The organism is Streptomyces sp. NPDC053542 (assembly GCF_044544685.1).
In the GTDB taxonomy this organism is placed as follows: Bacteria; Actinomycetota; Actinomycetes; order Streptomycetales; family Streptomycetaceae; genus Streptomyces.
Genome location: NZ_JBITXL010000003.1, coordinates 207735 through 231593, shown reverse-complemented (window position 1 = coordinate 231593; position 23859 = coordinate 207735). Strand labels below are relative to the sequence as shown.

18 protein-coding genes are annotated in these 23859 nt (G+C 71.5%); 11 read left to right on the top strand and 7 right to left on the bottom strand.

Annotated elements, in window-relative coordinates; all coding sequences use genetic code 11:
* Nucleotides 1–38: 38 nt before the first annotated feature.
* Both ACIGXO_RS08965 and ACIGXO_RS08960 read right to left on the bottom strand, forming a co-directional pair.
* Nucleotides 39–1226: a PQQ-dependent sugar dehydrogenase gene (locus ACIGXO_RS08965; RefSeq protein WP_399782451.1), complete on the bottom strand. Its 1188-nt coding sequence runs from the start codon at nucleotides 1224–1226 to the stop codon at nucleotides 39–41.
* Between the two features lie 395 nt (nucleotides 1227–1621).
* On the bottom strand, nucleotides 1622–2614 hold the full coding sequence (locus ACIGXO_RS08960) for an aldo/keto reductase (RefSeq protein WP_399782449.1): 993 nt from the start codon (nucleotides 2612–2614) through the stop codon (nucleotides 1622–1624).
* Nucleotides 2615–2702: 88 nt separating this feature from the next.
* Here ACIGXO_RS08960 and ACIGXO_RS08955 point away from each other — a divergent pair, with 88 nt between their 5' ends.
* From ACIGXO_RS08955 to ACIGXO_RS08920, 8 genes are all read left to right on the top strand, one after another.
* Nucleotides 2703–3662 carry a 2-hydroxyacid dehydrogenase gene (locus ACIGXO_RS08955; protein ID WP_399782447.1) on the top strand — a complete coding sequence of 320 codons (960 nt, stop codon included), beginning with the start codon at nucleotides 2703–2705 and terminating at the stop codon, nucleotides 3660–3662.
* 318 nt (nucleotides 3663–3980) lie between these two features.
* Nucleotides 3981–6968, top strand: a complete 2988-nt coding sequence (locus ACIGXO_RS08950; RefSeq protein ID WP_399783803.1) for a putative bifunctional diguanylate cyclase/phosphodiesterase — start codon at nucleotides 3981–3983, stop codon at nucleotides 6966–6968.
* Between the two features lie 207 nt (nucleotides 6969–7175).
* The gene (locus ACIGXO_RS08945; protein WP_399782444.1) at nucleotides 7176–9032 is read left to right on the top strand and encodes an acetolactate synthase large subunit; all 1857 of its coding nucleotides are present in this window, start codon (nucleotides 7176–7178) and stop codon (nucleotides 9030–9032) included.
* 32 nt (nucleotides 9033–9064) lie between these two features.
* Nucleotides 9065–9589 (top strand): acetolactate synthase small subunit, encoded by a 525-nt coding sequence (gene ilvN, locus ACIGXO_RS08940; protein WP_030623861.1) that lies wholly within the window; start codon nucleotides 9065–9067, stop codon nucleotides 9587–9589.
* A 147-nt stretch (nucleotides 9590–9736) separates the two neighbouring features.
* Nucleotides 9737–10735 carry a ketol-acid reductoisomerase gene (gene ilvC / locus ACIGXO_RS08935; protein WP_399782439.1) on the top strand — a complete coding sequence of 333 codons (999 nt, stop codon included), beginning with the start codon at nucleotides 9737–9739 and terminating at the stop codon, nucleotides 10733–10735.
* A gap of 248 nt (nucleotides 10736–10983) precedes the next feature.
* Nucleotides 10984–12585, top strand: a complete 1602-nt coding sequence (gene serA, locus ACIGXO_RS08930; RefSeq protein ID WP_399782436.1) for a phosphoglycerate dehydrogenase — start codon at nucleotides 10984–10986, stop codon at nucleotides 12583–12585.
* 360 nt (nucleotides 12586–12945) lie between these two features.
* Nucleotides 12946–13329: a VOC family protein gene (locus tag ACIGXO_RS08925; protein WP_399782433.1), complete on the top strand. Its 384-nt coding sequence runs from the start codon at nucleotides 12946–12948 to the stop codon at nucleotides 13327–13329.
* A 217-nt stretch (nucleotides 13330–13546) separates the two neighbouring features.
* Nucleotides 13547–14569 carry a PRC and DUF2382 domain-containing protein gene (locus tag ACIGXO_RS08920; RefSeq protein ID WP_399782432.1) on the top strand — a complete coding sequence of 341 codons (1023 nt, stop codon included), beginning with the start codon at nucleotides 13547–13549 and terminating at the stop codon, nucleotides 14567–14569.
* A gap of 109 nt (nucleotides 14570–14678) precedes the next feature.
* On the opposite strand, the gene ACIGXO_RS08915 is transcribed toward ACIGXO_RS08920, so the two are convergent.
* The 4 genes from ACIGXO_RS08915 to ACIGXO_RS08900 all read right to left on the bottom strand — a co-directional run bounded on the left by ACIGXO_RS08915 (nucleotide 14679) and on the right by ACIGXO_RS08900 (nucleotide 19467).
* A complete protein-coding gene (locus ACIGXO_RS08915; RefSeq protein ID WP_399782429.1) occupies nucleotides 14679–16358 on the bottom strand; it encodes a purine-cytosine permease family protein in 1680 nt (559 codons plus the stop codon).
* 98 nt (nucleotides 16359–16456) lie between these two features.
* Nucleotides 16457–17119, bottom strand: coding sequence for a DUF1326 domain-containing protein (locus ACIGXO_RS08910; protein WP_399782427.1), 663 nt, complete (start codon nucleotides 17117–17119; stop codon nucleotides 16457–16459).
* 125 nt (nucleotides 17120–17244) lie between these two features.
* Nucleotides 17245–18066 carry a DUF2182 domain-containing protein gene (locus ACIGXO_RS08905; protein ID WP_399782424.1) on the bottom strand — a complete coding sequence of 274 codons (822 nt, stop codon included), beginning with the start codon at nucleotides 18064–18066 and terminating at the stop codon, nucleotides 17245–17247.
* A gap of 132 nt (nucleotides 18067–18198) precedes the next feature.
* Entirely contained in the window at nucleotides 18199–19467 is a 1269-nt protein-coding gene (locus ACIGXO_RS08900) for a PucR family transcriptional regulator (RefSeq protein ID WP_399782421.1), read from the bottom strand.
* 202 nt (nucleotides 19468–19669) lie between these two features.
* Here ACIGXO_RS08900 and ACIGXO_RS08895 point away from each other — a divergent pair, with 202 nt between their 5' ends.
* Both ACIGXO_RS08895 and pruA read left to right on the top strand, forming a co-directional pair.
* Entirely contained in the window at nucleotides 19670–20596 is a 927-nt protein-coding gene (locus ACIGXO_RS08895; protein WP_399782418.1) for a proline dehydrogenase family protein, read from the top strand.
* Between the two features lie 68 nt (nucleotides 20597–20664).
* Nucleotides 20665–22296: an L-glutamate gamma-semialdehyde dehydrogenase gene (gene pruA / locus ACIGXO_RS08890; RefSeq protein ID WP_399782416.1), complete on the top strand. Its 1632-nt coding sequence runs from the start codon at nucleotides 20665–20667 to the stop codon at nucleotides 22294–22296.
* A 60-nt stretch (nucleotides 22297–22356) separates the two neighbouring features.
* Here pruA and ACIGXO_RS08885 read toward each other — a convergent pair whose 3' ends face one another.
* Nucleotides 22357–22494, bottom strand: a complete 138-nt coding sequence (locus ACIGXO_RS08885; protein WP_169746137.1) for a hypothetical protein — start codon at nucleotides 22492–22494, stop codon at nucleotides 22357–22359.
* 304 nt (nucleotides 22495–22798) lie between these two features.
* Here ACIGXO_RS08885 and ACIGXO_RS08880 point away from each other — a divergent pair, with 304 nt between their 5' ends.
* A complete protein-coding gene (locus ACIGXO_RS08880; protein WP_399783800.1) occupies nucleotides 22799–23839 on the top strand; it encodes an NAD(P)-dependent alcohol dehydrogenase in 1041 nt (346 codons plus the stop codon).
* The last annotated feature ends 20 nt before the right edge of the window (nucleotides 23840–23859 follow it).

Sequence of the window (23859 nt, the reverse complement as noted above, 5' to 3'; positions counted from 1 at the left end):
CTCCGGTCAGTGTAGGCACGCCCGCCGCAAAAAGGACATCATGTGATCTTCAGCCGCAAGATCCGGTCGTCGCCCTTCTCCGGCGTACCCCGCTTGTCCGTCTCGCTGGTGACCAGCCACAGCCCGCCGTCCCCGGTCGGCACGACCGTCCGCAGCCGCCCGTACTTCCCCTCCAGGAACGCCTGCGGCTTCGCCACCGGCTCCGTGCCCCGCAGTGGGATCCGCCACAGCCGCTCGCCGCGCAGCCCGGCCATCCACACCGACCCCTTGGCGTACGCGATCCCGCTGGGCGAGGCGTCCGCGGTACGCCACTGCTCGACCGGCTCGACGTACTCCGAGCCGTCTTCCTTGCCCTCCGCCTCCGGCCAGCCGTAGTTCCCGCCGGGCCGGATCAGATTCAGTTCGTCCCAGGTGTTCTGGCCGAATTCCGACGCCCACAGCCGCTTGCCGGCGTCCCAGGCCAGCCCCTGGACGTTGCGGTGGCCGTACGAGTAGACGACGGAGTCGGCCGAGGGATTGCCGTGCGCCGGCTCGCCGTCCGGCGTCATCCGCAGGATCTTGCCGCCCAGGGAGTCCTTGTCCTGGGCCTCCTCGCCGTCGCCGGTCTCGCCCGTACCGGCGTACAGCATCTTGTCCGGCCCGAAGGCGATCCGGCCGCCGTTGTGGATATGGCCCTTGGGAATGCCCCTGAACACCGTGTCGGGCGCGCCCAGTTGGTCACCGGGCGGCCGCTTGTCGTCGTACACCATGCGGGCGATGCGGTTGTCGGACGCGGTGGTGAAGTACGCGTACACGAAGTGGTCGGCGCCGAACGCCGAGGAGACCGCGAGGCCCAGCAGCCCGCCCTCGCCGTCCGGGGCCACGCCGGGCACCGACCCCAGCTCGGTCTTCTTCCCGCTCTTGCCGTCGACCCTGACGATCGTCCCGGTGTCCCGGGACGCCACGAGGAGGTCGCCGCCGGGCAGCGGGGCCACGCCCCAGGGGGACTTCAGGCCGGTGGTGAGGGTGGAGACCACCTTCACGGAGCCCTTCGCGGGGGCGGCGGAGGGCGTACGGTGCGGCGCCCCCGACGCGCTCCCGCCGCGCGACGGCCCGGCGGACTTCCCACCCGTACCGCCCGTACCCCCCGTACCGCCTTCCCCGCCCGAGGAGCCCCCGGAGGAGCAGCCCGCGGCCAGCAGCAGGGCGGCGGCGGTCAGCACGGCGGTCACGGTACGGCGTGGCACGGCGGTCGCGGTACGGCGCGGCACGGCGGTCGTCCTCTCCTCGGCGGCGTCCACCAGCACACCACACGCGACGCGCCCCCGCGCCCCGATTCCCGCCCCCACACTGCGGTTTCCACCCCCGCGCCGCGATTTCCGCCCCCGCTGCCCGGGTAACCCCCGGCCGGGGGGCCAGGACCGTTCGATTCGCCCCCGTAGGCGCGCCGGGCCAGCCCCAGCTCCCGGGGCCGCGGCCCGGTTTCCGCCCCCGCTGCCGGGGTAACCCCCGGTCGGGGGCTCAGGGGCGTTCGAATCGCCCCGTAGGCGCCCCGGTTTCCGCTTCGGCCCCCCGGGTAACCCCCGGTCAGGGGGGCCGCGGTGTTCGACTCGCCCCGTAGGCGCGCCGTATGCGCGGCGTCTCAGTCCCAGGACCCCCGTGCCGGTGGCAGGGAGGCGATTTCCGCGAGGTCTTGGCGGGTGAGTCGTACCGTGGCGGCCTTGGCGTTCTGGGTGGCCCAGCGTTCCTTTTTCGTGCCCGGTATGGGGACCACGTGGCGGCCCTGGGCCAGTACCCATGCCAGCGCGACCTGGCCCGGTGTCACGCCGTGCCGCGCGCCCACCCGGCGCAGCCCGGCCACGACCGGCTGGTTGGCGGCCATCATCTCCGCCGTGAAGCGCGGGTGCCGGGCCCGCAGGTCCTCCGGCTCGAAGCCCTGGCCGGGCGTCAGCGTGCCGGTGAGGTAGCCGTTGCCCAGCGGCATCGCCGCGAGGAAGCCCACGCCGCGCGTCTCGCACCACGGCAGCAGCGCCTCCAGCGCGTCCGGCGACCACACCGACAGCTCCGCCTCCACGCTGCTGACCGGGAACACCTGCTGGATGCGCTCCAGTTGGTGCAGCGTGAGGTCGTGCGTACGGGCGCCGCGGCGCCGGGGAGCCCGCGCGCCCACGGCGCACAACCCCAGCGCGCGCACCTTCCCGGCCGCCACCAGCTCCGCCATCGCCCCCCAGGTCTCCTCGATCGGCACCTCGGGGTCGGAGCGGTGCAGCTGGTAGAGGTCGATGTGATCGGTCTGCAGCCGGCGCAGCGAGGCGTCGCAGGCCCGCTTCACGTATCCGGGGCGGCCGTTGGCGACGATGTGCTGGTCGCCGACCAGCAGCCCGACCTTGGTCGAGAGGAACGCCTCGGCACGGCGGTGCTTCAGGGCCCGGCCCAGTACCAGTTCATTGGTGAAGGGCCCGTACATGTCGGCGGTGTCCAGCAGGGTGCAGCCCCGGTCGAGCGCGGCGTGCACCGTCCGCACCGAGCCCTCCCCGTTCTGCTGCGACGCGGTGTACCCCCAGTTCATCGGCATGCAGCCGAGCCCGATTGCACCCACTTCGAGCGCCGCCGCACCGATTGTCCTGCGCTCCACCTGGTCGTGCCTCCGTCCCCTCGCCCCGGTCAAGGGCGCTGACCAAACTAACGTCTGATGACGGGCACTCTTCGCATAGCCTCGGGCCATGGCTTCCGCAGACACCACTCGCGCCACCGACGTCTGGCTCCCCATACCCGCCACCGAGATCGACGGGCTCCCCGACGACCTCTCCTACGTCCACTGGGACGCCGGCCCCGAATACCCCGCGGATCCCGCCCGCTGCGCCTTTTACGCCGTCCCTTACATGAAGCCCGCCGACCGGATCCTGAAGCCGCTCCCGGAGATGGCGAACGTACGCGTCGTACAGACCCTCACCGCCGGCATCGAGCACATGCTGCCCGCCGTGCCCCAGCTGCCGGCCGGCGCCCAGCTGTGCAACGCGCGCGGTCTGCACGACGCGAGCACCGCCGAGCTCGCCCTCACGCTCATTCTCGCCGCGCTCCGCGACATCCCCGCATTCGTGCGGGGCCAGGACGCGGGGGAGTGGCGGCAGGGCTTCCGTGATTCGCTGGCCGACAAGTCCGTCCTCATTGTGGGTTACGGTTCGATCGGAAGTGCTATCGAGGACCGGCTCACGCCTTTTGAGTGTGCGCGGGTGGCGCGCATTGCGCGCACCGCTCGTGACACCGTGCGCGGTCCTGTGCTTCCACTCGCGGAGTTGCCCGCGCTGTTGCCCGACGCCGACGTCGTGATCATGGCGACGCCGCTCACCGAAGACACTCGTGGCCTGGTCGGAGCCGATTTCCTGGCCCGTATGAAGGACGGCGCACTGCTCGTCAACATCGCGCGCGGGGGAGTCGTCGACACCAAGGCACTGCTCGCCGAACTCGAGTCGGGACGGCTGCGGGCAGCACTCGATGTAACCGATCCGGAACCGCTGCCTGCCACACATCCCCTGTGGCACGCTCCCGGCGTGCTCATCACTCCGCACGTCGGTGGCCCCAGTACTGCATTCCTGCCCCGTGCGAAGCGGCTTCTCCGTGATCAACTGAGGCTCTTCGCGGCCGGCGAGCCTCTCCGGAACGTCATCACCACCGCCGGCTGACGGGTTGCGCGTAGCTCTACGGAGTCGTACGACTGCGTCCTGTACGGCCAACTCCCCTGCCAGTCACGCTCCGTAGAGCGACTATGTCCCTGTGTGACGGAACTGGTGTATCGTCCCGAACGGGGCCCGCGCCGGGACGTGGCGGCGCGCAGCGAACGACCGGAACCGAGGGGGGCGACGGGCGATGTACGGCCGATGCACCACCGAGACGAGGACCGCTGAGCACACGCGCGTTCCGCGCGTACCCACCGCGATACGGACGCAGCGCGGGCCGTGCCCGCCACGACCAAGCCGGTGGGCCGCGCGGGGGAGAGCCCGGTGACCGCCTCCGGCGCGGTGCTCGCCCCGCCGGCCCGGCCGCGGCCCGCGAGCAGCCTGCCCCAGATCGTGCTCGCCGTCGTCTGCGGCGGATACGCGACGGGCGCCGCATTCGGCTGGGGCTCGGAGAAACTGGCCCTGATCATGGGTGACTTCGGGCTCAGCGCGGCCGCCCTGGCCGCCGCGGTCTCCTGCGTGCTGTACGCCCGCAGGCACCACAGCCGCTTTCGACCCGCCTGGCTGCTGTTCGCGGCCTCCTCGGCGATGGCGGGCATCGGCAACGGCATCTGGGGATGGTACGAGGTCGTCCTCGAGGCCCCCGTGCCCAGCCCCTCGGTCGCCGACTTCTGCTTCCTGCTCTTCGCGCCGCCCGCCATCGTGGGCCTGCTGGTGCTCGCCAAGCGGCCCGTGACCCGGGCCGGATGGGTCTGCCTGGCGCTGGACGCCTGGCTGATCGGCGGCTCGCTGCTCACGCTCTCCTGGAGCCTGGCACTCGCGCACAACGCCCACTTCCAGGGCCAGTCGGTCGCGCAGGGCGCCCTGTCGCTCGCGTACCCGCTGCTGGACATCGTCCTGGTGAGCATGGTCCTCGCGCTGCACTTCAAGCGCTCCTCGGCGCACCGCTCGGCGATCAACACCGCCATCGCGGCGCTCGCGCTGACCGTGCTGTGCGACGCGCTGTTCACCTCACCGCTGCTGCGCGAGCACTACCGCTCCGGGCAGATCCTCGACGCCGGCTGGTTCGCCGGCTCCATGCTGCTCGCGTACGCCCCCTGGGTCGCCGCGCGCTGCGGCACGGACTCCGCGGGGGACGCCTTCACGCGCGCCACCCGGCGCGCGGCCGTGCCCCCCGGCAGCCGCCCGATCGCCGGGTCGCTGGCCGCCCTGACGCCGTACCTCGCCGCCGCCGTCTGCACCCTGGGCATCCTGCTCAACGTCCTGGACGGCCGCCGCATCGACCACGTCGTGCTCTTCACCGGCTGCACGGTCGTGCTCGCCCTGGTCGTCCGCCAGGGGATCATGCTGCTGGACAACATCACCCTCACCCAGGAGCTGGCCCAGAAGGAGAACCACTTCCGCTCCCTGGTGCAGGGCTCCAGCGACGTCATCATGATCGCCGCGCCGACCGGCGTGCTGCGCTACGTCAGCCCCGCCGCCTCCGGCGTCTACGGCCGCGACGCCGAGGACCTGGTCGGCTCCGAGCTGGCCTCCCTCATCCACCCCGAGGACCTCGGCCGCGTGGTGCACGAAGTACGGCGGTTCCTGGCCGCCGACCCCGAGACGGAGCCCACCACCCGCATCGAGTGCCGCTTCCGGGCCGGCGGCGGCCGCCCCGGCGGCGAGGAATGGCTGAACGTCGAGTCCACGGTCAACCGCCACGAAGGCGGCCTGATCTTCAACTCCCGCGACGTCACCGAACGGGTCCGCCTGCAGGCCCAGCTCCAGCACAACGCCTCGCACGACGCGCTCACCGACCTGCCCAACCGCGCCCTGTTCACCGAGCGGGTCAGCCAGGCCGTCAGCGGCCGCCGCTCCTCCGACCACGACACCGCCGTGCTCTACATCGACCTGGACGGCTTCAAACAGGTCAATGACACCATCGGCCACCAGGCCGGGGACGAGCTGCTGATTCAGGCCGCCCGCAGGCTGGCCGAATCGGTACGGGCCGGCGACATCGCCGCGCGCCTGGGCGGCGACGAATTCGCCGCGCTCATCACCGGTGACGGCAGCCACGACCGTACGAGCCGGGAATTCCGCGTCCACGAGATCGCCGACCGGCTGCGCATCAGGCTCTCCGAGCCGTACCGCATCGACGGCCAGGACGTCCGGGTCGCGGCCAGCATCGGCGTGGCCTTCGCCGAGCCCGGCGTCACCCCGGCCGGACTGATGCGCAATGCCGACCTGGCGATGTACCGCGCCAAGCAGGCCGGCAAGGGCCGCGTGGAGCTGTACGCACCCCAGATGCAGGCCGATGTGGTGCGCCGCTCCGAGATCGCGACGCGGCTGCGCACGGCGCTGCACGACGGCGAATTCGCGCTGCTCCACCAGCCCGTGGTGGAGCTCGCCAGTGGCCGGATCACGGCGGTCGCCGCGCAGGCCCGCTGGCGCTCCGCGCAGGGCATCCTCTTCACCCCCGCCGAATTCCTCCGGGTCGGCGAGCGCGGCCAGGCGGTCGCCGACGACGGCGAGCGCACCGCCGAGCTGAGCCGCTGGCAGCTGGAGGAGGCGGTCGAGCAGGCGGCGCGGCGGCACCACGCGGGCCACGCGGTCTGCGTCGCCGTCCGGCTCTCCGCCCGGCGGCTGCTGGACCGCAAGCTCCCGCCCCGGTCCATCGAGACGTTACTCGCGCGGCACGGCCTGCCCTCAGGGTCGCTGCTGCTGGAGCTGTCCGACAGCGACCCCAGGATCCCGCTGGACGAGCTGGAGCGCCGGCTGGCGGCCCTGCGGCGGCTCGGCGTGCGGATCGCGCTGGACGGCTTCGGCAGCGGATACGCCGCGATCAGCGCGCTGCGCCGGCTGCCCATCGACGTACTGCGGCTGGACCGCGGCCTGGTCGACGGCGTCGTGGAGTCCGCGCGGCTGCACAAGATCACAGCTGGACTGCTGCGGATCGCCGGCGACCTCGGGCTGCAGTCCGTGGCCGACGGCGTGGACCGGCCCGAGCAGGTCAGCGCGCTGCGCGCGATGGGCTGCACGCACGGCCAGGGCATGGCGTTCTCCGGACCGCTGGACGAGCACCGGCTGCGCCGCGCGCTCAGCATCGGCGCGTATCCGCTTCCCGGGCTGCTGCCCGAGGGGCGCGAGATGGTCCTGAGCAGCACCGTGCCGGCCGCGCGGCGGTCCTCCGGGGCCCGGGAGCCGGGCGGCGGCGGACGGCTGGGAGAGCTGCCACGACGGCTCGGCGCCGGGGAAGTACCGGCCGGCCCCGACGCCATCAGCCATCCCCCGTTGCGCTCAAATAGTGAGACCCCCGTCCCACCCACTTGACACTCCAGGTGCGCCGGGGGGAAGGTCAGAGCCATGCGCACCCGAATTCTCGTACTTGGACAGCGCGTCGGCTGAAGCCGGGCCATGCAGTAGCCCGGCGCACCGCACCGACGCGCTCCCCTCGCTTGCCTGACGGCACGAGGGGTTTTTTGTTGCACCAGCACCGCCAAACCACATCAAAACCCTCACCTCCGAGAAGAGACGCAGATGACCGAGCAGGCCACCGGGGCCCACCATCCGCAGCCGCGGGCCCGTTCCGGCGGATCTCAGCAGTCCGCCTCCGCCGTCGAGCACGTCACGGGCGCGCAGTCCCTCATTCGTTCTCTCGAGGAGGTCGGGGCCGACACCGTATTCGGCCTTCCCGGCGGTGCGATCCTCCCGGCGTACGACCCGATGATGGACTCCCAGAAGGTCCGCCACATCCTGGTCCGCCACGAGCAGGGCGCGGGCCACGCGGCCACCGGTTACGCGCAGGCCACCGGCAAGGTCGGCGTCTGCATCGCCACCTCGGGCCCCGGCGCCACCAACCTGGTCACCCCGATCGCCGACGCGCACATGGACTCCGTCCCGCTCGTCGCGATCACCGGCCAGGTCGCCTCCGCCGCCATCGGCACGGACGCCTTCCAGGAGGCGGACATCTGCGGCATCACGATGCCCATCACCAAGCACAACTTCCTGGTGACCGACCCGGCCGACATCCCCAAGACGATCGCCGAGGCGTTCCACATCGCCTCGACCGGCCGCCCGGGCCCGGTCCTGGTGGACATCGCCAAGGACGCCATGCAGGCGAAGACCACCTTCTCCTGGCCGCCGGCGACCGACCTGCCCGGCTACCGCCCGGTCACCAAGCCGCACGCCAAGCAGATCCGCGAGGCCGCCAAGCTGATCACCGACGCCAAGCGCCCGGTGCTCTACGTCGGTGGCGGCGTCATGAAGGCCGGCGCGACGGCCGAGCTGAAGGTCCTCGCCGAGCTGACCGGCGCCCCCGTCACCACCACCCTGATGGCGCTGGGCTCCTTCCCCGACACCCACCCGCAGCACCTGGGCATGCCCGGCATGCACGGCTCGGTGGCCGCGGTGACCTCGCTCCAGAAGGCCGACCTGATCATCGCCCTGGGCGCCCGCTTCGACGACCGCGTCACCGGCAAGCTGGACAGCTTCGCCCCGTACGCCAAGATCGTGCACGCGGACATCGACCCGGCCGAGATCGGCAAGAACCGCATGGCCGACGTGCCGATCGTCGGCGACGCCCGCGAGGTCATCGCCGACCTGATCGTCGCCGTCCAGGCCGAGCACGAGGCCGGCCGCACCGGCGACTACGCCGACTGGTGGAACGACCTGAACCGCTGGCGCGAGAACTACCCCCTCGGCTACGACCTGCCCGAGGACGGCACGCTCTCCCCGCAGCAGGTCATCCAGCGCATCGGCCAGCTCGCCCCCGAGGACACGATCTACGCGGCGGGCGTCGGCCAGCACCAGATGTGGGCCGCCCACTTCATCGACTACGAGAAGCCCGCGACCTGGCTGAACTCCGGCGGCGCCGGAACCATGGGCTACGCGGTCCCGGCCGCGATGGGCGCCAAGGCCGGAAAGCCGGACCGCGCGGTCTGGGCGATCGACGGCGACGGCTGCTTCCAGATGACCAACCAGGAACTGGTCACCTGCGCCATGAACAACATCCCGATCAAGGTCGCCATCATCAACAACGGCGCACTGGGCATGGTCCGCCAGTGGCAGACCCTGTTCTACAACCAGCGGTACAGCAACACCGTGCTGCACCGCGGCCCGGACGACGAGCCCGCCCCGAACACCGGCACCCGCTGCCCGGACTTCGTGAAGCTGGCCGAGGCCATGGGCTGCGTCGCGATGCGCTGCGAGGACCCGGCCGAGCTGGACGCCGTGATCGCCAAGGCCAACGCCATCAACGACCGCCCGGTCGTCGTCGACTTCATCGTCCACGAGGACGCCATGGTCTGGCCGATGGTCGCGGCCGGCACCTCCAACGACGAGGTCATGGCCGCCCGCGGGGTGCGCCCCGACTTCGGCGACAACGAAGACGACTGACCGGCCAGGACAGAAGAGAAGAGACCGAGCACATGACCAAGCACACGCTCTCCGTCCTGGTGGAGAACACGCCGGGTATCCTGGCCAGGATCGCCGCGCTGTTCTCCCGCCGCGGCTTCAACATCGACTCACTCGCCGTCGGTGTCACGGAGCACCCCGACATCTCGCGCATCACCATTGTCGTGAATGTCGAATCGCTCCCGCTGGAGCAGGTCACCAAGCAGCTGAACAAGCTGGTCAACGTCCTGAAGATCGTCGAGCTGGAGCCGTCCTCGGCCATCCACCGCGAACTGGTCCTGGTGAAGGTCCGCGCGGACAACGAGACGCGCTCCCAGATCGTCGAGATCGTCCAGCTGTTCCGCGCCAAGACCGTGGACGTCTCGCCGGAGGCCGTCACCATCGAAGCCACCGGCGGCGCCGACAAGCTGGAAGCCATGCTCAAGATGCTGGAGCCGTTCGGCATCAAGGAGCTGGTGCAGTCCGGCACGATCGCCATAGGGCGCGGCGCCCGGTCCATCACGGACCGCTCGCTGCGGGCCCTGGACCGTTCGGCCTGACCCGCGTACTCCGGCCGTGGGACCCCGCCGCGGCCGGAACGCGCCCCCTCGCCCGCGGCCGCTGCCCGTATGGCGAGACCCTGAACTTTCACCCCCCAGCCCCGGCATAGTCTGTGGGCACCAGCTAGTACCAAGGAGATACCCGAAGTGGCCGAGCTGTTCTACGACGACGACGCCGACCTGTCCATCATCCAGGGCCGTAAGGTCGCGGTTCTCGGCTACGGCAGCCAGGGCCACGCCCACGCGCTGTCGCTGCGCGACTCGGGCGTCGACGTGCGCGTCGGCCTGCACGAGGGCTCCAAGTCCAAGGCGAAGGCCGAGGAGCAGGGCCTGCGCGTGGTGAGCCCCTCCGAGGCGGCGGCCGAGGCCGACGTCATCATGATCCTGGTCCCGGACCCGATCCAGGCGAAGATCTACGAGGAGTCCGTCAAGGACAACCTCAAGGCCGGCGACGCCCTGTTCTTCGGCCACGGCCTGAACATCCGCTACGGCTTCATCAAGCCCCCGGCCGACGTCGACGTGTGCATGGTCGCCCCGAAGGGCCCGGGCCACCTGGTGCGCCGCCAGTACGAGGAGGGCCGCGGCGTTCCGTGCATCGCGGCGGTCGAGCAGGACGCCTCGGGCAACGCCTTCGCGCTCGCCCTCTCGTACGCCAAGGGCATCGGCGGCACCCGTGCGGGCGTCATCAAGACGACCTTCACCGAGGAGACCGAGACCGACCTGTTCGGCGAGCAGGCCGTGCTCTGCGGCGGCACCGCCGCCCTGGTCAAGGCCGGCTTCGAGACCCTGGTCGAGGCGGGCTACCAGCCGGAGATCGCGTACTTCGAGTGCCTCCACGAGCTGAAGCTGATCGTGGACCTCATGTACGAGGGCGGCCTGGAGAAGATGCGCTGGTCGATCTCCGAGACCGCCGAGTGGGGCGACTACGTCACCGGCCCGCGGATCGTGAACGAGAACACCAAGGCCGAGATGAAGAAGGTCCTCGCCGAGATCCAGGACGGCACCTTCGCCCACACCTGGATGAAGGAGTACGCGGACGGCCTGCCGAAGTACAACGAGTACAAGAAGGCCGACGCCGACCACCTCCTGGAGACCACCGGCAAGAAGCTGCGTGGCCTGATGAGCTGGGTGGACGAGGAGGCGTAAGCCTCGTGCGGAAGGGGCCGTACCGAGCCGGTACGGCCCCTTCCGCCGCCGCCTTGTCCACTGCGTAGAACCACGCACGGGTGATCCTTCCGCTCCGGCGAAGGAGGAGCCCTGAAACGCCACTACACTGCTGACCACAAGCGCGTCAGGCTCACAACGTCGTGCGTCTTCCACGCGGCTGCCCCCTTCACCGCCTTCGGCCGTCGGGACGGCCGTCCGCGAAGGATTTAGTGAGGACTGAAGACCACGTGAGCACTGCCTCCGCCAAACCCGTCGTACTGATCGCCGAAGAGCTGTCGCCCGCGACCGTCGACGCGCTCGGCCCGGACTTCGAGATCCGGCATTGCAACGGCGCCGACCGCGCCGAGCTGATCCCCGCCATCGCCGACGTCGACGCGATCCTCGTGCGCTCCGCGACCAAGGTCGATGCCGAGGCCATCGCCGCCGCGAAGAAGCTCAAGGTCGTCGCCCGCGCGGGCGTGGGCCTGGACAACGTCGATGTCTCCGCCGCCACCAAGGCCGGCGTGATGGTCGTGAACGCGCCGACCTCCAACATCGTCACCGCCGCCGAGCTGGCCTGCGGCCTGCTGGTCGCCACCGCGCGGAACATCCCGCAGGCGAACACCGCCCTCAAGAACGGCGAGTGGAAGCGCAGCAAGTACACCGGCGTCGAGCTGGCGGAGAAGACCCTCGGCGTCGTCGGCCTCGGCCGCATCGGCGTCCTGGTCGCCCAGCGGATGTCCGCCTTCGGCATGAAGGTCGTCGCGTACGACCCCTACGTCCAGCCCGCGCGCGCCGCCCAGATGGGCGTCAAGCTGCTCTCCCTGGACGAGCTGCTCCAGGTCTCGGACTTCATCACCGTCCACCTCCCGAAGACCCCGGAGACCGTCGGCCTGATCGGCGACGACGCGCTGCACAAGGTCAAGCCGTCCGTCCGGATCGTCAACGCCGCGCGCGGCGGCATCGTGGACGAGGCAGCCCTCGCCTCCGCCCTCAAGGAGGGCCGGGTCGCCGGCGCCGGCCTGGACGTCTACGCGTCCGAGCCCTGCACCGACTCCCCGCTGTTCGAGTTCGACCAGGTCGTGTGCACCCCGCACCTGGGCGCCTCGACCGGTGAGGCCCAGGAGAAGGCCGGTATCGCGGTGGCCCGCTCGGTGCGCCTGGCGCTCGCCGGCGAGCTCGTCCCGGACGCGGTCAACGTCCAGGGCGGCGTGATCGCCGAGGACGTGAAGCCCGGCCTGCCGCTGGCCGAGAAGCTCGGCCGCATCTTCACCGCGCTCGCGGGCGAGGTCGCGGTACGCCTGGACGTCGAGGTGTACGGCGAGATCACCCAGCACGACGTGAAGGTGCTGGAGCTCTCCGCGCTCAAGGGCGTCTTCGAGGACGTCGTCGACGAGACCGTCTCGTACGTCAACGCCCCGCTGTTCGCGCAGGAGCGCGGCGTCGAGGTACGCCTGACCACCAGCAGCGAGTCGCCCGAGCACCGGAACGTGGTGACCGTGCGCGGCACCCTCTCCGACGGCGAGGAGATCTCGGTCTCCGGCACGCTGGCCGGCCACAAGCACCAGCAGAAGATCGTGGCGGTCAACGACCACAGCATCGACCTGGCGCTCGCCGACCACATGGCGTTCCTGCGCTACAGCGACCGCCCCGGCGTGGTCGGCACGCTCGGCCGCATCCTGGGCGAGGCGGGCATCAACATCGCCGGCATGCAGGTCTCCCGCGCCGACGTGGGCGGCGAGGCGCTGGTCGCGCTGACCGTCGACGACACGATCGCGGCCCCGGTGCTCACGGAGATCGCCGAGGAGATCGGCGCCACCTCCGCCCGCACGGTCAACCTCACGGACTGAGCGGGCCGAGCGGACTGATCCGCACGCGTGGTGAAGGGCTCGGACGGGGTTTCCGTCCGGGCCCTTCGCTGTGCCGCGCGTTCGCCGTGTCGCGCGTCGCGCGGGGGTTATCCACAGGGGGGCCGCGCGGGGGTGGTGGAGCGCTACCTTCGCGGTATGTGTGGTGGAGGCGGGGGAGGGGGTCTTGGCCACGGGGTGGGGCGCTTTCCCGCTGGTTGGGGAGAGGGAGGGGCCCTGCCAGGAATCACGGGGGACTGAGCCCCCGGCCCTAAGCCCCCCACCCCCCGCCCTAAGCCCTACGAACGATGCCCCCCACCCCCCGCCCCTCCTAGTATCGACGCATCAAACGGGAGGTGTGTCATGGCAGTTGAGCTGAACCACACGATTGTGCACGCCAGCGACCGGAAGCGGTCGGCGGAGTTCCTCGCGGACATCCTGGGGCTGCAGGTGCAGCCCGAGTTCGGGCCGTTCCTCCCCGTGGTGATGGACAACGGGGTCACCCTCGACTTCGCGCAGGATGACGGCGAGATCACCCCGCAGCACTACGCGTTTCTGATCAGCGAGGACGAGTTCGACCGCAGCTTCGGCCGGATCAAGGAGCTGGGCCTGACGTACTGGGCCGACCCGCACCGCAACCGCCCCGGCGAGATCAACACCAACGACGGCGGCCGCGGCGTGTACTTCCCCGACCCGGACGGCCACTACATGGAGCTGATCACCCGCCCGTACGGCAGCGGGAGCTGAGCCGGGACGAGGGCCGTCACCCGAATGGAGTAGTACCGGGGGGTGGGGCGCCGCACCGGTCGGTGCCGCGCTCCGCCCCCACGAGCGGCTTCGGGGCCGGTCCGGACCGGTAGCCGGAGCCCGGCCGGTGTGCTCCCGACTCGCTGCGCGCCCCCATGGGGTGCGCAATGGAGTGGTGCGTGCCTCTCCTGCAGGCGCGCGCGAAAGGAGAGACGCCATGAATGCACCTCTGGGTGACACCCCTCATGACCTGGCCGGGCTGAAGGTGATCGACGCCGACGGCGCGAAGGTCGGCACTGTCCAGCAGGTCTACCGGGACGACGCCACCAATGAGCCGGAGTGGATCACGGTGCACACCGGGCTGTTCGGTACGAAGGAGACCTTCGTCCCGCTGGCCGGGTGTACGCGGGTGGACGACGCGCTACGTGTTCCGCACACCAAGGACCAGATCAAGGACGCTCCGCGGATGGACGCCGACGGCCACCTCGAACCGTCGGAGGAGGAGCGGCTGTACCGGCACTACGGTCTGACCCGATCGGGCCGGAGCGGCATGGGCCGCGACACGGGCACGGGGCAGGCCGGAGGTATGGGTACGGCGGCCGCCGCCGGCGGCATGGGTACCGCGGGTGCGGCCGGGATGGCCGGTCAGCACACCCGCCCCACCGAGGCCGACCGGCCGCTGGCCGGCGCGGGCGCCGGGCAGATGGCCATGTCGCGCGGCGGTCCGACGGACGCGGACCGGTCCCGCAAGGAGCAGAACCCCGAGATGACGCTCTCGGAGGAGCGCGCCGAGTTCGGTGTCGAGGAGCACGAGAGCGGCCACGCGCATCTGCGGAAGCACGTGGTGACCGAGAACGTGAGCCGGACCGTGCCGGTCAGCCACGAAGAGGTCCGCATCACCCGCGAACCGATCTCCGACGAGGAGGCCCGACGCAGCCGTGGCACTCCGGCGAGCCTGGAGGACGGGGAGTACGACATCACGCTGCACCGCGAGGAGCCCGTGATCCGCAAGGAGACGCGGCCCTACGAGCGGGTCCGGCTGGAGACCGACCGGGTCACGGAGCAGCAGGAGGTGTCGACCGAGGTCCGCCGGGAGCAGCTGGAGTTCGACGACGGCACGAACCCGGCCACGGGCCCGGCCACGGGCAAGGGCCGCACGGGCCCCATGGGCCGGACCGGCCGCAAGGACGCCAAGGGAACGACGGAGACCGGCGAGGAGGACACGGGGCACGTCTGGTGACCCATGGGCGGTCCTCCGCTCGCCGCACACCCTCACGTGACGCCTGCCCGGTTCAGCACGGGCAGGCGTCACCCTTGCGCGTACGCACGTCGCGGCGGACCTGGCGAGGTCAGGCGCCCGCCGGGGCCGCGGGCAGGAGGTGGGCGCCGGTGCGGTCGGTGCTCAGGCACAGCGAGCAGACCACCGCGTCGTGGGCGGGGCAGGCGGCCACGTCGGGGCGCTCGAATTCCTGCCGGCAGACGTGGCAGGTGTAGGTGCGCGCGCTCGGGTTGCCGTCCGCGTCCAGCAGGGGTTCGGCGATCCCGTCGGCGGTCCGCCGCAGGTAGTACCGGCCCTTGGTGACCACGGCCATCAGTGGCGTGAGGACGAAGGCGAGCACGGCGGCGGCGACCGGGGAGTACGGCTGGAGGGTGTCGCCGAGCGCGTGGAAGTACATCGCGATCGACAGGCCGGAGGCGGCGGTGAAGGCCACCACGCCGACGGGGTTGACCGCGTACAGCATGCCGCGGCGGAACTCGGGGGCGTGCGGGGAGAGCTTCAGCAGGTACTTGTTGACCATGATGTCGGTGGCGACCGTGACGATCCAGGCGATGGCGCAGTTCGAGTAGAAGCCGAGCACCGCGTTCAGGAAGCTGAACATGTCGGCCTCCATGAGGATCAGTGCGATACCGAGGTTGGCGAGCACGAAGACCATCCGGCCGGGGTAGCGCCGGGTGACCCGGGTGACGGAGTTCGTCCAGGCCAGCGAGCCGGAGTAGGCGTTGGTCACGTTGATCTTGATCTGGCTGATCACGACGAGGACCACGGCGAGGGGGAGTACGAGCCAGGGCGGCAGCATCGCGTCGAAGGCGCCCTTGAACTGCTGGATCGGCTCGGCGGCGGCCGCCGGGGCGACCTCGGCCAGCGCGTAGACCGCGAGGAAGATGCCGGCGGCCTGCTTGAGCGCGCCCAGCACGACCCAGCCGGGGCCCGCCATGATCACGGCGGTCCACCAAGCGCGCCGGTTCTCCCGGGTCTTGGGCGGCATGAACCGCAGATAGTCGATCTGCTCGCCGATCTGCGCGATCAGCGACAGGCACACGCCCGCGCCGAGCAGTACCGAGGCGGTGTTCAGGCCGCCGTCGCCGCCGGTGCCCGGGTACGCCAGGAAGCGGTGCACGGTACCGGGGTCGGTGGCGATCAGGTAGGCGAGCGGGCCGACCATCAGCAGCAGCCACAGCGGCGTCGTCCACACCTGGAGCTTGCTGAGCGCCTTCATGCCGTACACGACCAGCGGGATCACCAGGAGGGTGGAGACCAGGTACCCCAGCCACAGCGGCAGGCCGAGGCCGAGCTTCAGCCCCTGCGCCATGATCGAGCCCTCGGTGGCGAAGAAGATGAAGGTGAAGCTGGCGAAGATGACGCTGGTCAGCACGGAGCCGTAGTACCCGAAGCCGGAGCCGCGGGTGATCAGGTCCAGGTCGATGTTGTAGCGCGCCCCGTAGTACGCGAGCGGGAAGCCGGTCACGAAGATGACCGCGGCCGCGAGCGCGATCGCGGCCAGCGCGTTCCCGGTGCCGTGCGCGAGGCCGATGCCCGCGCCGATGGAGAAGTCGGCCAGGTAGGCGATCCCGCCCAGTGCGGTGGTCGCCACGACCATCGGCGTCCAGCGCCGGTAACTCCGGGGCGCGTAGCGGAGGGTGTAGTCCTCCAGCGTTTCGTCGGCGGCCTTCGCCCCGCCGGCGGCTTGCGCCCCGTCGCCGTCGGCGGCCTGCGCGGTGTCCTGCTGCGGGTACAGCCCTGTGTCCATGGCGGGGACACTAGGAAGACCGTGTTACCCGCTCGTACGTGCAAGATGAAGCCGGTGTTTCCGGTGCGGCGTCCGGTCCGCCCGGAGCGCCGCGGCCGCTATGCCCCCGGGCCCCCGCTCCAGTCGAAGGGGAAGTGCTTGCTCGACTTCCCGGAGCGGTCCCAGGAGAAGCCGTACGCGTCGGCGCGGTCGGTGGTGGCCCGTCCCCAGGTGGCGACCTGGCCCGGCCCGACCTCGGAGCCCGGCGCGTTGAGCACCTGCACTCGTGCCCCGTCCGGGGTGGTCGGCCCGCTCAGCGCCTCCGCGCGCGCCGATACCCGCCCGGGGACCTCCGCGCGCCATGCGGCCAGGTCCTCGTCGACCTCGATCCGGATGGGAGCGAACTCCATGCCTCGCATCTCGGGCCCGAACATCTCGCCGAACTCCGCGGGCCAGCCGCCCGCCTCACCGCCGAAGATGCTCTGCAGGGCGGCGCGCTGCCGGTCGTCGGCGCGCTCGTCGAAGAACACCGCGGCATACGCGTCGGTGTGCTCGCGGGCCCAGGCGTTGCCGGTAAAGGAGCCAAGCATGAGTACGTTGAGATCGTCGAGCCGCACGTCGCCGAAATTGCCTTCCCGGATGTGCCAGGCCAGCACCCCTTCGCAGTCACCGTAAGTCGGGGGCTGCGCGAAGGTGCAGGGGCACGGGATGGCGCACTTGCACACATCGAACCAGTCGCCGGCCAGATGCCAGCGCGTGTCCGTAGTGACCTGCTCTGTCATGTCGCTTCCCTCCCGTCGAGCCGCAGGGGCTCACGTGGAGGCGAGACCGTGTCCCGGGCCGTTCCCGGGATCGCAAACGGCCTGCACTTTCCATCGTGCGCCTCGTCGGCCCGGGAAGCGAGCGGCTACATCACCATCGGGGGCCCGGGCATCTCCAGGCCGGGCAGCAGCCCCTCCTGGAAGGGCGCGAGGACGGCCAGGACCAGGAAGGCGATGCCGACCGCCCAGGTCAGCCACGGGCCCCACCGCCACAGCTTCTCCAGGAAGATCACCGCCGCCAGCCCGGCCATGGCCGCCACGTTCATCACGCCGAGCGGGATGAGGACGATCATCAGGCCCCAGCAGCAGCCCACGCAGTACAGCCCGTGGTGCGCGCCCACGCGCAGGTCCCGGGCCCAGGGCCGGAAGTGCGCGTACCGGAACAGGTGCGCCAGGGGGTTCCGGCAGTGCAGCAGGCACACCCGCTTCAGCGGCCCGAACTGGGACAGCCCCGCGAGCAGGAAGACGGCGGCGCCCAGCCAGCGGCCCGCACCGGGATGGGCGTCCACCAGCCTCCCGGCCGCCGCCAGCGCTCCGTAGGCGAGCAGCCCGAATGCGGTCCAGGAGAGGAGGTAGCCCGCGGCGAACTGGGCGATGCGCGCGGCGCGGGTGGCGCCGGCCGACTGCCGGCCGATGGCCCGCGCCCAGGCGATGGCCACCGGGGCCACCGACGGGAACATCATCGCCACCATCATGACGACCCACAGCAGCAGGAAGAGCGGCAGGGCGAGCCCCATCGTGCCCGGTTCCCTGCCCATGCCGTCCATGTCGCGGGACTGGGCCACGGTGAGGACCCAGGCCAGGCCGGCCAGCAGGATCATGAGCAGCCAGGCGGCGGCCAGTTCATGTCGCGGCAGGAGGCTGCCGGACCGGGCCGGCGCGGGGGCCACGATGCGGGGGTGCGGCATGGCGCTCCTCCTTCCAGGAGCCCTCTTTCTCCAGCAGAACACAGAAGCGGGCGGGGGAGGAATCGGGCCGCGGGGCCGTACGGGGAGTGGCCACCTCCTTACGCGGGGCGGTGCGGGGGAGCGGCCACTCCCTTACAGCCGTGCCGACTTCAGTGCCATGTGCAGCAGGAGGCGGTCGGCGCCCTCGTCCAGGTCCAGGCCGGTGAGCTTCTCGACCCGGCCGAGGCGGTAGTAGAGCGTCTGGCGGTGGATGCCGAGGGCCTGGGCCGTGCGGCTGGCCTGGCCCGCGCAGTCCAGGAACGCCTCGGCGGTGCGGGCCAGTTCGGCGTGGGCGGGGGAGAGCAGCGGGCGAATCGTTTCATCGGACTGGCCGGCCGACAGGCCGGTCAGCAGCCGGTACGCGCCGATGGCGTCCCACTGCGCGACCGGGCCCAGCCGCGGCTCGGCGCGCGCCGCGCGGGCCGCGGCCAGCGCCTCCCGCCAGGCACCGGGCAGTTCGGTCAGCGCCTCGCGCGCCGCCCCGATCCCGGCGGCGGCGCCGCTCCCGGCGCGCGGTGAGCGCAGCAGGTGCTCGGCGGCGGAGTGCGCGGGCGCGAGTCCGCCGGCCGTCCGCAGCCGCACGAGGGCCGCGAGGGTGTGCCCGGGTGCCGCGGGCCGCGCCCCCGCGCCGGGCGGCCCGCCGGGGCGCTCGCCCGCGCCCCCGGACCCGCCCCCCGATCCGCCACCGGACCCGCCCGCGCCCGCCGGCATCGCGCTCGCCGCCAGTAGCCCCGGCAGCCCCGGCAGCGGTGCCGCGTCGGTGTCGGAGGTGTCCCAGGGCGCCACGGCCACCAGCGCGAGCGGCGCGTCGGCCGCCCCCGGCCGCAGCGCGTCCCGCAGGGCGTCCGCCGCCGCCTGCCGTTCCGAAGCCCCGCTGAGCAGCAACTCCCGCAGCAGATCACCCAGTTCGGCGCCGGCCCGGGCCTCGGCCGCGAGCAGCGCGCCGATCCGCGCCGCCGTCTCCATGGCCTGCTCGATGCGCGGATCGGGCGGCGTGCCGCGCCCGCCCAGCTCCAGATTGCTGAGGTGCCCGTCGTCGAGCAGCCAGACGTACCCGTGCACGATGCCCCGGTGGCGTACGGGCAGACAGATGCGGCCCTTGAAGACCCCGGCCGCCGGGTCCGGCGGGATGCGCAGCGCGGACTTGGCGCGGGCGATGCCGAACCCCTCGAACCAGGCGCGGACCGCGGCCGTGGACCGGCGCTGCAGGATCGACCGGGTGCGTACCGGGTCCATCATGGAGTCGTCGTCGCCCTCGTGCGCGCCGAACGCGATCAGCCGGAAGTCCCGGTCCTCCAGCGTCGCGGGCGCGCCGAGCGCCGCCGAGATCTCGTCCACCAGCTGCTCGTAGTCCCCTGGCATGCGCCGTCTGGCTCCTCTCCGGTCACCTCTGCGTCAGATGTCACGGCACATTCTCATACATCTGTCTGAGATGCCGGACACGAAGGCGTGACAGCTGTCGATGGCTACCGACGTACCGTGAAACTTACGTTTCTGGTGGCTCGACCTGCCGGCGCGCCCCGCACGCTCGGCATCTGTCATCCGTGAACCGTGGAGGTGTCCCGTGCTGGGTCCCGTGATCCTCGCCGCTGCGCGCAGCGACAAAATGCGCCGTCTCGTCTCGGCCGCGCCGGTCACCCGCTCCGTCGTCGACCGCTTCGTCGCGGGCGAGACCCTGGGCGACACCGTCCCCGCCGTCCGCTCCCTGGCCGACGCCGGCCTGGAGATCACCCTGGACGTGCTGGGCGAGGACATCACCGACCCCGCGCAGGCGCTCCGCACCCGCGACGCCTACCTGGAGCTGGTGGAGGGCCTCAAGCCGCTCGGCCTCGGCACCCGGGCCGAGATGTCGGTCAAGCTCTCCGCCTTCGGGCAGGCCCTGCCCGGCGGCCACGAGCTGGCCCTGAAGAACGTCACCCCGGTCGTCGAGGCCGCCGCCGCGATCGGCACGACGGTCACCCTCGACATGGAGGACCACACCACCGTGGACTCCACCCTCGCCATCCTCGGCGAGCTGCGCGAGCGCTTCCCGCAGACGGGCGCCGTCCTGCAGTCCTACCTCTTCCGTACCGAGGACGACTGCCGCGCACTGTCCGGGGAAGGTTCGCGAGTGAGGCTGGTGAAGGGCGCGTACAAGGAGCCCGCCACCGTCGCTTACCAGGACAAGGCCGAGGTGGACAAGGCGTACGTCCGCTGTCTGAAGATCCTGATGGCGGGCGAGGGCTACCCGATGGTCGGGTCGCACGACCCGCGCATGGTCGCCATCGCCCAGGACCTCGCCTTCCGCGCCGGCCGCAAGAACGAGGACTACGAGTTCCAGATGCTCTACGGCATCCGGGACGACGAGCAGCGGCGGCTCGCCGCCGAGGGCCACCGCGTGCGCGTCTACGTCGCCTACGGCACCGACTGGTACGGCTACTTCATGCGCCGGCTGGCCGAGCGCCCCGCGAACCTCGCGTTCTTCGCCCGCTCGCTGCTCACCCGCAGCTGACCCCGGGGGCCGGATCCGGTCCCGTACATACTCCGCACCCGCACCCGACAGAAGGAGACACGGCCGCCATGGACGCTGTGACCCACGTCCCCGCCCCGTACAACGAGCCGGTGCACGGCTACGCCCCCGGCTCCCCGGAGCGCGCCCGCCTGGAGGCGAAGCTCAAGGAGCTCGCCGAGAACCCCATCGATCTCCCGATGACGATCAACGGTGAGAAGCGGATGGGCGGCGGTGAGCGCTTCGACGTCGTCCAGCCGCACAACCACAAGGCCGTGCTGGGTACGTACGCCAACGCCACCAAGGCCGACGCGCAGGAGGCCATCGACGCGGCGCTCGCCGCGGCCCCGGCCTGGCGTGCGATGTCCTTCGACGACCGTGCGGCGATCCTGCTGAAGGCCGCCGACCTGCTGGCCGGCCCCTGGCGCGAGACCATCGCCGCCTCGACCATGCTCGGCCAGTCCAAGACGGCCCAGCAGGCCGAGATCGACGCGCCCTGTGAGCTGGTGGACTTCTGGCGCTTCAACGTGCACTTCGCGCGTGAGCTGCTCCAGGAGCAGCCGCTGATGCAGCCGAACGGGGTGTGGAACCGGCTGGACCACCGCCCGCTGGAGGGCTTCGTCTACGCGATCACGCCGTTCAACTTCACCGCGATCGCCGGCAACCTGCCCACCGCCCCCGCCCTGATGGGCAACGTGGTGGTCTGGAAGCCGTCCCCGACCCAGACCCACTCCGCCGTGCTGCTGATGGAGCTGCTGGAGGAGGCCGGGCTGCCCAAGGGCGTGATCAACCTGGTCACCGGTGACGGCAAGGAGGTCTCCGAGGTCGCGCTGCCGCACCCGGAGCTGGCCGGCGTGCACTTCACCGGTTCGACCAAGACCTTCCAGTACCTGTGGAAGGAGGTCGGCCAGAACATCGAGAAGTACCGCTCCTACCCGCGTCTGGTCGGCGAGACCGGCGGCAAGGACTTCATCGTCGCGCACCCCACCGCGGACCCGGCGATCCTGAAGACCGCCATCACCCGTGGTGCCTTCGAGTACCAGGGCCAGAAGTGCTCGGCCGCCTCGCGCGCCTACATCGCCCGCTCCACCTGGGAGTCCGGCTTCAAGGACGAGCTGGCCGCCGAGGTCGAGTCCCTGGCCATGGGTGACGTCACCGACCTGTCGAACTTCATCGGCGCCGTCATCGACGACCGGTCCTTCGCCAAGAGCAAGGCCGCCATCGACGCGGCCAAGGCCGACCCGAGCTGCGAGATCATCGCGGGCGGCACGTACGACGACTCGGTGGGCTACTTCGTGCGCCCGACCGTGATCGCCTGCTCGGACCCGGAGAACGAGGTCTTCAAGACCGAGTACTTCGGCCCGATCATCGCCGTGCACGTCTACGAGGACGCCGACTTCGACGCCACCGTCGAGCAGATGGAGTCGGCCTCGGCCTACGCCCTGACCGGCGCCGTCATCGCCAAGGACCGGCAGGTCGTCGCCGAGGTCTCCGAGAAGCTCCGCTTCGCGGCCGGCAACTTCTACATCAACGACCGCCCGACCGGCTCGATCGTCGGCCAGCAGCCCTTCGGCGGCGGCCGCGCCTCGGGCACCAACGACAAGGCGGGCTCGAAGTTCAACCTGCTGCGCTGGATGTCGCCGCGGTCCATCAAGGAGACGATGGTCGCTCCGACGGACTACCGCTACCCGCACATGGGCTGACACCCGCGGGAGCACGGAGAACGGGGCGCGCGGCCTGGGCCGCGCGCCCCGTTCCGTTTGTCAGTGCCCGGTCGCGCCGCCGTTGTCGCGGCGGTCCAGGGCGCGCTGGAGCGCGGCGGCGGCGTTCCTGCGGTCGGTCTCGCCGGACGTACGCACGCGGTGGCGGATCCTGCGGGCGGGGGCAGCGGTGTCGGCCATGACCACGTCTCCTTAAGAATCGTCGGATCGATCCCCGAGATGCCACGAAGGCGGAATGCGACGCCGGAGCGGGCGGGGCCAGGTCGCGCCAGGGGTCGCCTGTGGATGCGCGCCGGCCGGAGCCGCCATCGCTGGATGCAGCGAGACGTTCGGCTTCTACAAAAGTAGGACAGTAGAGCCGTGATGTCTGCACAATTACTTGGGCTTCCTACTATCTGAGACGGCGGGCTGTCCGGGCTTTAGTTGTACAGTGCATGTATAGGGGGTCGCGCGGAGGAACGAGGAGGTTCCCATGAAGGCCGCCATGAAGGCCGTGCAGTACCGGACGGTCGGTGCCGCACCCGAGGTCGTCGAGGTGCCGGTGCCCGAGCCCGGGCCCGGCCAGGTACTGCTGAAGGTCACCGCCGCCGGCGTGTGCCACTCCGACATCGCGGTCATGGAATGGCCGGCCGAAGCGCTGCCCTTCCCGCTGCCCCTCACCCTCGGCCACGAAGGCGCGGGCACGGTCGCCGCGCTCGGCGAGGGCGTCACCGCCTTCGCCGTGGGCGACGCGGTCGCCGTCTACGGCCCCTGGGGCTGCGGCGCCTGCGCCAAGTGCGCCGAGGGCAAGGAGAACTACTGCCTGCGCGCCCCCGAGCTCGGCATCCGCCCGCCCGGACTCGGCGCGCCCGGCGCCCTCGCCGAGTACCTCCTGATCGACGACGCCCGCCACCTCGTCCCGCTCGGCGGCCTCGACCCCGTCCAGGCCGTGCCGCTGACCGACGCCGGCCTCACCCCGTACCACGCGATCAAGCGCTCGCTGGCCAAGCTGGTCCCCGGCTCCACCGCCGTCGTCATCGGCGCGGGCGGCCTCGGCCACGTCGCCATCCAGCTGCTCCGCGCGCTCAGTCCGGCCCGCGTCATCGCCCTCGACCTCAGCGAGGCGAAGCTCGCGCTGGCCCGCGAGGTCGGCGCGCACGAGACGGTGCTCTCCGACGCGGCCGCCGCGGCGAAGGTCCGCGAGCTGACCGGCGGGCTCGGCGCGCAGCTCGTCCTGGACTTCGTCGGCGCGCCGCCCACCGTCACCACGGCGGGCGCGGTGGCCGCGGTCGAGGCGGACGTGACCATCGTGGGTCTCGGCGGCGGCGCGCTGCCCGTCGGCTTCGGCACCTCGGCGTACGAGGTCTCGGTGTCCTCCCCGTACTGGGGCAGCCGCGGCGAGCTGGCCGAGGTCCTCGACCTGGCGCGGGCCGGGGCGCTGTCGGTGCACGTCGAGACGTACGGCATCGACGACGCTCCGCTGGCCTACGAGCGGCTGCACGCGGGGAAGATCAACGGCCGGGCCGTGATCCTCCCCCACGGCTGACCCGAACGGGTGGAGCCGGA

Excerpts from the sequence above, each read along its gene's own strand:
- ACIGXO_RS08905 (WP_399782424.1), bottom strand. The coding sequence starts at position 18,066 with ATGCCGCACCCCCGCATCGTGGCCCCCGCGCCGGCCCGGTCCGGCAGC.
- ilvN (WP_030623861.1), top strand. The coding sequence starts at position 9,065 with ATGACCAAGCACACGCTCTCCGTCCTGGTGGAGAACACGCCGGGTATC.
- ACIGXO_RS08920 (WP_399782432.1), top strand. The coding sequence starts at position 13,547 with ATGAATGCACCTCTGGGTGACACCCCTCATGACCTGGCCGGGCTGAAG.
- ACIGXO_RS08900 (WP_399782421.1), bottom strand. The coding sequence starts at position 19,467 with ATGCCAGGGGACTACGAGCAGCTGGTGGACGAGATCTCGGCGGCGCTC.
- ACIGXO_RS08910 (WP_399782427.1), bottom strand. The coding sequence starts at position 17,119 with ATGACAGAGCAGGTCACTACGGACACGCGCTGGCATCTGGCCGGCGAC.
- ACIGXO_RS08945 (WP_399782444.1), top strand. The coding sequence starts at position 7,176 with ATGACCGAGCAGGCCACCGGGGCCCACCATCCGCAGCCGCGGGCCCGT.
- pruA (WP_399782416.1), top strand. The coding sequence starts at position 20,665 with ATGGACGCTGTGACCCACGTCCCCGCCCCGTACAACGAGCCGGTGCAC.
- ACIGXO_RS08915 (WP_399782429.1), bottom strand. The coding sequence starts at position 16,358 with ATGGACACAGGGCTGTACCCGCAGCAGGACACCGCGCAGGCCGCCGAC.
- ACIGXO_RS08885 (WP_169746137.1), bottom strand. The coding sequence starts at position 22,494 with ATGGCCGACACCGCTGCCCCCGCCCGCAGGATCCGCCACCGCGTGCGT.
- ACIGXO_RS08880 (WP_399783800.1), top strand. The coding sequence starts at position 22,799 with ATGAAGGCCGTGCAGTACCGGACGGTCGGTGCCGCACCCGAGGTCGTC.
- ACIGXO_RS08955 (WP_399782447.1), top strand. The coding sequence starts at position 2,703 with ATGGCTTCCGCAGACACCACTCGCGCCACCGACGTCTGGCTCCCCATA.
- ACIGXO_RS08925 (WP_399782433.1), top strand. The coding sequence starts at position 12,946 with ATGGCAGTTGAGCTGAACCACACGATTGTGCACGCCAGCGACCGGAAG.